This is a genomic window from candidate division WWE3 bacterium (assembly GCA_026396615.1).
Lineage (GTDB): Bacteria > Patescibacteriota > WWE3 > JAPLWK01 > JAPLWK01 > JAPLWK01.
Window position 1 is genome coordinate 204,949 of record JAPLWK010000008.1, and the last position, 8,577, is coordinate 213,525.

At 39.0% G+C, this 8,577-nt stretch carries 11 protein-coding genes and 1 tRNA gene; 3 read left to right on the top strand and 9 right to left on the bottom strand.

Going from position 1 to position 8,577, the window contains the following annotated elements; translation table 11 throughout:
- Positions 1-56 precede the first annotated feature (56 nt).
- A tRNA-Glu gene (locus NT141_02655) sits at positions 57-134 on the top strand.
- Here the strand turns inward: NT141_02655 and NT141_02660 are convergent.
- The 7 genes from NT141_02660 to NT141_02690 form a co-directional block, all read right to left on the bottom strand.
- Complete coding sequence (locus tag NT141_02660) at positions 105-1,580, bottom strand: recombinase family protein (protein MCX6783945.1); 1,476 nt, start codon at positions 1,578-1,580, stop codon at positions 105-107. The genes NT141_02655 and NT141_02660 overlap by 30 nt on opposite strands.
- Complete coding sequence (locus tag NT141_02665) at positions 1,577-2,746, bottom strand: DUF262 domain-containing protein (protein MCX6783946.1); 1,170 nt, start codon at positions 2,744-2,746, stop codon at positions 1,577-1,579. Before NT141_02665 ends, NT141_02660 begins: the two co-directional genes overlap by 4 nt.
- Before the next feature lies 1 nt (position 2,747).
- Positions 2,748-3,980, bottom strand: a complete 1,233-nt coding sequence (locus tag NT141_02670) for a DNA methyltransferase (protein MCX6783947.1) — start codon at positions 3,978-3,980, stop codon at positions 2,748-2,750.
- Between the two features lie 27 nt (positions 3,981-4,007).
- On the bottom strand, positions 4,008-4,184 hold the full coding sequence (locus tag NT141_02675; protein ID MCX6783948.1) for a helix-turn-helix domain-containing protein: 177 nt from the start codon (positions 4,182-4,184) through the stop codon (positions 4,008-4,010).
- The gene (locus tag NT141_02680; GenBank protein ID MCX6783949.1) at positions 4,174-5,307 is read right to left on the bottom strand and encodes a hypothetical protein; all 1,134 of its coding nucleotides are present in this window, start codon (positions 5,305-5,307) and stop codon (positions 4,174-4,176) included. The genes NT141_02675 and NT141_02680 overlap by 11 nt, the downstream gene beginning before the upstream one ends.
- Positions 5,308-5,558: 251 nt before the next feature.
- Positions 5,559-5,714: a hypothetical protein gene (locus NT141_02685; protein ID MCX6783950.1), complete on the bottom strand. Its 156-nt coding sequence runs from the start codon at positions 5,712-5,714 to the stop codon at positions 5,559-5,561.
- Positions 5,715-5,769: 55 nt separating this feature from the next.
- Positions 5,770-6,441: a hypothetical protein gene (locus NT141_02690; GenBank protein ID MCX6783951.1), complete on the bottom strand. Its 672-nt coding sequence runs from the start codon at positions 6,439-6,441 to the stop codon at positions 5,770-5,772.
- Positions 6,442-6,503: 62 nt separating this feature from the next.
- Between NT141_02690 and NT141_02695 the strand changes: the two genes are divergently transcribed.
- Positions 6,504-6,935 carry a hypothetical protein gene (locus tag NT141_02695; GenBank protein ID MCX6783952.1) on the top strand — a complete coding sequence of 144 codons (432 nt, stop codon included), beginning with the start codon at positions 6,504-6,506 and terminating at the stop codon, positions 6,933-6,935.
- A gap of 156 nt (positions 6,936-7,091) precedes the next feature.
- Positions 7,092-7,544 carry a hypothetical protein gene (locus NT141_02700; GenBank protein ID MCX6783953.1) on the top strand — a complete coding sequence of 151 codons (453 nt, stop codon included), beginning with the start codon at positions 7,092-7,094 and terminating at the stop codon, positions 7,542-7,544.
- Here the strand turns inward: NT141_02700 and NT141_02705 are convergent.
- On the bottom strand, positions 7,541-7,735 hold the full coding sequence (locus NT141_02705; GenBank protein MCX6783954.1) for a hypothetical protein: 195 nt from the start codon (positions 7,733-7,735) through the stop codon (positions 7,541-7,543). The two genes, NT141_02700 and NT141_02705, sit on opposite strands and share 4 nt — an antisense overlap.
- Positions 7,725-8,531, bottom strand: coding sequence for a hypothetical protein (locus NT141_02710; protein MCX6783955.1), 807 nt, complete (start codon positions 8,529-8,531; stop codon positions 7,725-7,727). Before NT141_02710 ends, NT141_02705 begins: the two co-directional genes overlap by 11 nt.
- Between the last annotated feature and the right edge of the window lie 46 nt (positions 8,532-8,577).

Genomic DNA, 8,577 nt, shown 5'->3' on the forward strand with positions numbered 1-8,577 from the left:
AGTTACGAATCTTCTTAAGTACTTAGTAATCCGAGCTGATATAATGCAGACGGTTTGCCGCCTTCGTCTAGTCGGCCTAGGACGCTGCCTTCTCAAGGCAGAGATCAGGGGTTCGAATCCCCTAGGCGGTACCAGAGTTTACTATCAGAGTACGAGAGGATCTTATCAAAGGGATTTACCACGTCATACCGCAGTTCTTTACCATCGAGCCTAAGGTTCGATAGTACCAGCTTCACAATTTGCCGTTTTTCCACAACTTCAGAACTCGTAAAAAGGTCGTGAGCCTTATTTGTGAGGTCCAGTATGGCTTTAGCCGTAACATAGTAGTTATCATCGGCTTCTGCAAACTGGCTTATACGAGCATCCAGTTCCGTCATCTTATCCCGAAAGGACTGATAATATTTGTCATACTCATCGTCAGTAATACGCCCATCCAGCTTATCCATGTATAAACTTTCTCGTCGTTTGGCGTAAGTTTCACGTTCTTGAGTCAAAGCCCTAACTTGTTCTTCCCTGAATTCGGACTTGCTAGCATGGTTGGTCCTTAATGCTTCTACAATCTGGTCTACGACGTACTGTGGGACCTGTAGGCGCTTGAATAATGATCCCAGCTGTTCAGTTATGTTAGCTTCGGTTAGCCATTGAGCACCATGTTTGCCCTTATATTGAGTGCAATGGTAATAAACAATACCCTTATGCTTTTCTGGGGTCACAGCGAGGCCACAATGGGCGCAACGGATTAAACCTCTGTAAAAATAGGGTTTACCAGCATATTTGAAGCGCTTCTTGTTAAACTCAGCCTTTACCTGTTGTACCCGATCAAATAATTCTTTGGAAATAATCGGAGCATAGTGATGATTGTAGGATTTTCCTTTCCAGAGCATCACACCGTAGTAGAACGTGTCTTTAAGAATGTTGTCGAGAAAGCTTTTAGACCAGTCTAATCCATAATCATCTTTTAACTTCTGACGTAGCAGGTCCATCGAATAGGCTTTAGTGGCATACAGCTCAAAGGCTTTCTGGACATAACCTGAATTGAAGGTGTGAACGTAAATATCAGCCTTACAGTCTTGCCCCCTAAAGTTTACGTAGCCAAACCTAGCCTTACCTGGCCACTCGCCTTTGCGTAGCTTCTGTTCGGTAGCTCGCTTAACGTTGTCGCTAATGGCATCAGAAAAATACTTAGCTAAGCCTAAGCTCATCCCAAATTGAAACTTCTCGACCGCAGAAATCTGGTCCGTAATAACCTGCCCATCAGACACGAAGTGCAACTCAATTTGCCCAGCTATAGCCTTATCGTAGAGCTGTGAGACTCGTTTATCGAAAATGTTTCTGGATAACCGATCGACCTTGTCAAAGCAGACAGCGGCTTTCTCTTTTTGCCCTAGTACGAAGTCTAAAATGCGATCAAACTCAGATCTGCTTTCTTTATAAGCACTTTCGTCAAAGCTAAACGTTTTAAAGATCTCAAAGCCTTTAGACTGGCAATACTTTTCCAGTCTAGCTGTTTGCGCAGGTAATGAATTACCCGCTTCCTTTTGTTCTTCTGTGCTAACACGAGAGATGGTTATTGCTTTCATCGGTTACCTTTTGCTCGATTGTGTGTCTTACACAACATCTCGCAATTATTAAGCATTGTCTTGCCCCCTTTACTCCAAGCTGATACGTGGTCGGCGTCCATATCCGCAATACTCCAAATCTTGTCTTTGTTTGCATCGTGTCCAATCTCACAGTGAGAGCAGTTTGAAACACCTTTTTTCTTTGCGATAGCAGTTTGGGCTTCGTAAGTAGATCTTTTGGTCGCTTCGTCAAATATTCGAACCTCAAGCAATTTTGTGTCAGTAGCTCCACCGAGAATATACTCAAAAATACCTTTCCGATTTTTTATATATGGGTCACCGTAGAGCTTTCGTACATCCTTAGATACTTTTGCAGGATCATAAGCTTTCTTGTGGTACTCCTCATAGAATCGTCCCCACTCGAGTCCGCACATCTCGCTTTCTACATCAGTAAATACACTAGAGATCCAATCGATCACACTGTTGAAATATTTTTTCAACTCACTGATGTTTTTGTCGTTGCGATGACTGCTCATGTAATCATCGATATTCCCTTTACTCACCCAATCTAAAGCTCTCTCAAAAAAAGCTTGCCGGTTTGCACTGCCCTTTACGTATGCACCCCATTTTTGAATATTGGCATTTTGGCTGTTGCTAAACTCCTCTTTCCCTAGAGTAACGAATTGCCCAGAATAAATAGCATTTAATAACTCTTGCGGGACGAGTGGAACACCGGCAATGTTGATCGTCTTAAACCATTCTTTTATTTGGCTTTCTGTTCCTTCGCATTCATAAATGAGAAGTTTGGTTTGCAATATTTTATCTTTTTTGTCTTTTGCCATACCACCAAAATTTTGTTGCAAACCATTTTCATCCACGATAGCAAATTTGTCGGTCACAAATCGTCCAAGACTGGTAATTCGCTGTTGTCCGTCCAAAACTTCCAGATTATTTTCAGAAACCCTATTAAAATAAATCAGTCCTATTGGATACCCCTTGAGGACGGATTCAATGACGGCCATTTCTCTTTTACCACCGTCAGACGCATAAATATAATTGCGTTGGTATTCTGGTTGAATAGTCAGCTTGCCAGATAAACCAAACAAACCCTTGCCTTCAAGCACGTTATAGACGAACCCTTCGCAAATATCTTTAACAGTGATATTAGTTTTTAAAATTGTTTTCATATTATTTTTTCTTATGTCTTATAAAAATTCTTGAAAAAGCAGATTGAATTATTCGGCCTTTATTATTTATAAAGTAATTTTTTTTCCCATCGTTTCCAACTAAATTACCATTTTCATTTGTTTTGCCACCAGAAGATCCTGTTTTTTTACCATCCTGTCTTACTTCCCAGTAATCATCATATTTTTTTGTGTCAGGAACTTCTTCATGGCAACCTCTTTGAGTGGACCCTAAAATATCAAACTGGTCAGGACTATATTTATCCAAAAAACTAATTGGCACGCCCATTACGCCATCATAATCGCTCGGGATAGCATCTGTATACGGCACTTCTATTGCATCATAATTGTCATATTTATCATATGATTTTTTACCTTTAATTTCTTTGTGTTTACTATATTTCAAATTTTCTTCCATCTTCATAAGTGGCAACGGTTGATGACGGCGGCCATGGTCTAAATTAGTAAACCAGACGGAGGGTGATCGCAAATATGTGATACCGTCAACTTTTTTAACCGCTGTTTTTGGTTTTTTACTAAGGTCGGCATTTGATGGAGCAATAAATAGCATGTCTTTATTATAACTAGTTGTACCAACCCACATTTTATTATTTTTAAATAGTGGAAAAACTTCTTTATTAGTGACCGTATTCTTATTTCCGATAATAACGAACTTTTTATTGTAATCAAAAAGTTGTTTGACATATTGACGAAACAGACTAAATGGCGGGTTGGTGACTACGATGTCTGATTGTTTAAGTAGTTTTATACATTCATCGCTACGAAAGTCACCAACACCTTCTAGCGGCGTCCATTCATTATGTTTGTTTGCTTCTAACTGTTTGGCAACATCTTTTAAATTGAATTCGCCGTCTTCATCTATGTCGTGCACTTCGTTAATAATAAATTTGTTGGCAGTTATTTTGGGACGACCTTTTGATTTCGGAAGAGTTTTGTCATCGCCAAACAATTGTAGCTGGGTGTTGGCTACCAGTGAAGGTTTGTAACTTGTGGTGATAAGCTGTTTTAGCCCAAGTTCGTTGAAATTGAGCACGAAATAGCGAAAGAAATTGCTCTCGAACGGATCGTCGCAGTTGCAATACACCACTTTGTTACGAAATACATCTGAGTTGTATTCCAGATACGCTTCAAGCTCTTTCTGAATATCGCCATACTGAGTATAAAATTCGTCATTTTTTTCGTTTTTTGCGTTTGTAAGATTACTAGTGTTTGCCATATATAGATTTGCAGTTTTAAAATCTTCCTATTCTCCTACAGGTTTATTTACAAATCTTTCTAATTCGTAACTCTTAATGCGGTATTGCTTGCCTGCTTTTATAGCCACAAGTTTTCCTGACCTTATCCAGCGATAGACTGTTAAGTAGGCTACCCGTAACTTTTTGGCTACTTCTTCGATTGTGTAATACTGCTCACTTTCCATATTTATCATTCTTTATCAAACTATCCTGAAAGTCAACTAGTTTCAGTGGCTTAAATTCTACTAGATGACTACGAACTGTTACGAAAGGGTCTCTGCCTTTAACAAGCGGTAGCTTTTTAGCCTCAGCCATTAACCCATACCAGTTTCTTTGATCATAGCTTGGAAACATGGCTCTTAACTCACGTGTAGGTATGTCGCTTAGCGCATTTTTGAGGCCAAGCTTTGAAAGCAAGTACTTTGGATTGCTTTTCGGGTATGCTAGCTGCAAATTAGCTAGGTATTCTTTAGTTGTTGCAGTACTATCTATTGCTTTGGGTCGTTGATCCTCAATCTTCTGCAGTACAGAAAGCAGTACTTTTTGAGATATTTCCTGTTTAAATAAACTCCCGAAAGTTAAGTCGTTGCTAACACCCACGGCTGAAAGAGTTTTTTGTATCATGGCCTTGCTATTAAGCCTTATTTCCATTCTCAACACCTCTTTAGGACCTCGTAGATCGTTAAACAACCCTAATTGAGAGGCGTAGCCCTTCTCTTCAGTGTCTTTTTCACTGACCTTTGCATCTTGCAGCTCCTTTAACTTGTCATAAAAAGCATATTCGTACAGGTTAGTATGCTGTTTGTAACAGAAGCCGCCGTTAAGGTAGTTTCCACGATTGGTCCCAATTGCTAAGCTTACATTTGCCTGTTCGATTTTCGAGATGATGTAGTGAGGAGTTGTGCCATCGGTAAGAGGTATATTTTTACTGTAATGTATAGCAGAAACAGGGGCAGCAGTAAGAGCCGTAGGCAGAATACGTACTCCCATTTCCAGCAGCATCCTTTGCAGCACATCAAAAACCTTTGGAAAATCGCTGTTCTGTAATTCATCGAAGTTATTTCCGTTAAAAATCAACTTGGGGGCCGAAAACTCGATACTCAAGGTTAGGCCCTGCTTTCCAGTGCAATTGAATCTATTCGTTAGTGAAAGCCTAGGCTTACAGACTCCCTCTAACTGCTCTGATTTGACAGGATTCTGAACGTAAGTACAGTAACCTCGTGTAGCGTTCTCACGCTCTTTGTAAAAATATCTTGAGTCAACTTCAAACATAGTTTTATCAAGCATTAGCTTCACTGTGTCCAGCATAGGTATACGCTTTCGTTACTTCTTCAAATTTGGCTATAACTGCCTTGTCAATTAACTCGGAGGTCTCATGATTGATGGGATAGAAAATGCCTAGACTTCGGATGGGGCCTGATTTAGTGGGGTAAGTTAAGCGATAGCCGCCGTTTGGTCTGGTATAGATTCCAATAGAGCTTAGATACAAGCAACCGTCGAACACGAAGCTAGCGAAGCCTACCAGCCCATCTTTAGGCTTAATCGGAACAACTTGTACTTCAGTTAGCAGGTTTGGCATACGTTTTCGTTAAGTTTTGCCTCTTATCAATCTGCGCTAAAAGGGTATAAAACTCCGCCAATTTGGAAACTTCTTCCATCGTTAGCGTGAGGCTCTGTTTTGTAGTTACTGGTGTTTTTTCTTCGCTCTTAATCATTAAGCGAAGGTTAGCAAGTAGTTACTAGGGAAAATATATAAACAGGTGTACTACACTAGTTTTCGGATTTCATTTTCTCGAGGTAGCGAAGTATTGCAGGAATATCAGAATAGGTTAGATCCTCTTCTGGGAACTTCTCGTTAACAAGTTCTGCTATCTTTTTTGCTTTCTTTTCCTTATTAGACCAAATAAAATCGTCTCTTTCTGACTTCTTGTTCTTACGAAATATTGGAGGGTTCTCTATGTATCCATTCAACATATCTCGTATTAGCTCCCACCTTTTGGTTACATAATCCAAAACATCTCTCTTTGTGGCGTATGGACTAATGCCAATGTGGATAGGGTAAGCATTAAGTAGCGCTCGTTTTCTTGGGTTGTGGGAAGGCGGTATATCGAAATCAACAGGAAAGTTTTCATTTAGGTACTCATCAACTTCGTCGTAAACTTGGCAAATGTCTAAATAACTATCACTGTAATCATCGAGATTTGTTTTGAAATTAAAAAGTGTACTAAAAAGAAAGCCTGTTGTTTCCATGTCTAGAAAATAGTTTTCAGCCAGCTTTAGAAACAACTTATTGAGTCTTTTTCGGTCCTTCTTAGTCGTACTGTTCCATAAAGACTTTACTTCATCAAAATCTTTGTTGAAGTCTTTACTATTAAGAAGTTCCTTAATTCTTAGTCTAATTTTGGTCTGCCCTTGCGTAGGCTTAAATTTATAGTATTCCATTTCATTACTTCTTCAAAACTACGGCCCTATTTTACCACTCTAAAAGCTCGTAGAATGGTTACATGGCTGATAAAGAGTCTTTAGAAACTAATCTCCGTAGCTCAGAATCAAATCGAGAGATTGTTAAACTCTTTCTAATTATGTATGCATTTAAGCTCCTTACCACTCTGACTAGGTACTACCCGTTTAGCCAGTTTTTCACAGACAGAAGATTTCACGCCAATTGGGTAGGCGCTAATCGAATATTTCATAGAGTTAAAGTGTGTTGCTCGGCAAATAATAACGAGTTTATAGACATGATTGCTGATCGGGATGAAAACTTCTACTACCTTGCTGGAAGGCTTCTAAATGAGACAGCAGATGATATTTTCAAAGATTTGCAGAAGAATGCACAAGAGGAAGGTTTAGAAATTCTTTATAGGGGCAAAATGGAAGACGGATCCTATAAATTCATGGCACCTGTTAACCAGGACTGGCTTAAATTGTTATTTTAGTTTGTTAGATGTTGGTTTCAAGAGTAATTTGTAAAGATTAAATACTCTAGTGGCTTTGTCTCTAGCTTCATCATCGGAAAGCATCTCGCCAAACTGTTTAAAATAAATTTGTTTAAATTCTTCTATTATCCTCTATAGTGCTTGTAGAATGATTATATGGCAGAAAGCAGCCCTTTGGTAAAGACTTTAGTTAAGAGTTATCTAAGCGCCAAGGATTGGCTGTTTATCTTTAGAATTAAATTCCACCTTTTAAAAGAAAGAAAGAATAACGCCATAACCTACATAACACGCTTCTACCCATTTAGCCTCATGTTTAGGCGTAACATTCATCATGCCTACTGGGTTGGAGCTGAGCGAATCCTTTTGAGGATTGATGTTATCAGCCATATCCATTTCAACACCTTTATTGATCATAAATTAGATAGGGACAGTAATTATTACTACGTAACTGGTAAGTTTGAAAATGAACCCGCCCCAGAGATCTTTAAAGAAGTTGAAGAATGGGCACAGCTGCAAGGCCTAGTAATACAATCGTGTGGTAATTCTGGTGATGGGACCTACAAATTCATGGCGCCAGTTAACCAGAACTGGTTAAAGGTCTTGTTTTAGCCTGCACAGTGGTTGTTGTTTGGGTTATTAATTGATCCTACAACTTTTGGATTAAATCTAGAGGTCAGCATTCTCTCAATAGACTTATTTATATCGATAAACTCTTTATTCTCGATACAGCTAACTTCACCACCTTTGTGGCGCCTAATTATGCTTTCTATCTGTTTTGGTAACGTATCTTTAGCTTGCATATACTAAATTGAAAATGTTAGTGGCCTTTTCTTCCTTGATTCGCTTCAGTTCTACAGAGGACTCGGAAAATTCATGTACAATTTTACTTGTTTTTTCAGGTGTAACCTTGTTAAAGGTATTTCCTATAATTACCAGATCACACAACTGCCCTACCCCGGGATCATACTCAGCCCTTTTCTTGGCTTCAAGTAAAGCGTAGATACCGTTCTTCTCACTTATACAAGCATTATACTCGTTTTCTATTAGTGAGAGTTGAGCGTGTTGCGAGCCGCTTCCGATAAGAGCATATCCGATGGAATCAAATGAATTTAATGTGCCTGGATTTTGTATTAAATAAAGGTGTGGTGCTGAATCCACGCCAGCTACTAATATATCCACTCCAACGTTTGTGTTAGCTAGGATATTGTTAATTTCTTTAACGAGATCGTCGTTTAGGTTTTTTTGGTTTTGCATGAATGTTTCAAGGGTAAGCGCATACCTGCAAAAAACCTGATTATTTAACATCGTGGCCCAATACTCAAAGTAAGAACTTTTTATTAATTCAGCAACATCGAGAACACTCAGCGTAGAACTATTACTGTTACTTTTGATTTTTTCCCTTGCGACAGAAAGTATCTCGTTAGCAGAAAGCACATTACCAGAAAATAGTCCTATAGATTTATTAGTAAGTTGAATAGCCTTATTGTTCTCGCTGATCTCGTACCTAGTGGCAACGCCACCACCCATTGTTATCATTTTGTCAGTTATAGCAAGAATCTTTTTGTTTTCAGCAATTGCAGCAATGCAGATTGTCATTTCAAGATTTTAGCACTAACTACCCATACGTTCGAGCTAAGATCTA

What these genes read in the sequence shown, in the direction of transcription:
- NT141_02690 (MCX6783951.1), bottom strand. Translation starts at nt 6,441, where the DNA reads ATGGAATACTATAAATTTAAGCCTACGCAAGGGCAGACCAAAATTAGA.
- NT141_02660 (MCX6783945.1), bottom strand. Translation starts at nt 1,580, where the DNA reads ATGAAAGCAATAACCATCTCTCGTGTTAGCACAGAAGAACAAAAGGAA.
- NT141_02675 (MCX6783948.1), bottom strand. Translation starts at nt 4,184, where the DNA reads ATGGAAAGTGAGCAGTATTACACAATCGAAGAAGTAGCCAAAAAGTTA.
- NT141_02695 (MCX6783952.1), top strand. Translation starts at nt 6,504, where the DNA reads ATGGCTGATAAAGAGTCTTTAGAAACTAATCTCCGTAGCTCAGAATCA.
- NT141_02705 (MCX6783954.1), bottom strand. Translation starts at nt 7,735, where the DNA reads ATGCAAGCTAAAGATACGTTACCAAAACAGATAGAAAGCATAATTAGG.
- NT141_02700 (MCX6783953.1), top strand. Translation starts at nt 7,092, where the DNA reads ATGGCAGAAAGCAGCCCTTTGGTAAAGACTTTAGTTAAGAGTTATCTA.
- NT141_02710 (MCX6783955.1), bottom strand. Translation starts at nt 8,531, where the DNA reads ATGACAATCTGCATTGCTGCAATTGCTGAAAACAAAAAGATTCTTGCT.
- NT141_02665 (MCX6783946.1), bottom strand. Translation starts at nt 2,746, where the DNA reads ATGAAAACAATTTTAAAAACTAATATCACTGTTAAAGATATTTGCGAA.
- NT141_02670 (MCX6783947.1), bottom strand. Translation starts at nt 3,980, where the DNA reads ATGGCAAACACTAGTAATCTTACAAACGCAAAAAACGAAAAAAATGAC.
- NT141_02680 (MCX6783949.1), bottom strand. Translation starts at nt 5,307, where the DNA reads ATGCTGGACACAGTGAAGCTAATGCTTGATAAAACTATGTTTGAAGTT.
- NT141_02685 (MCX6783950.1), bottom strand. Translation starts at nt 5,714, where the DNA reads ATGATTAAGAGCGAAGAAAAAACACCAGTAACTACAAAACAGAGCCTC.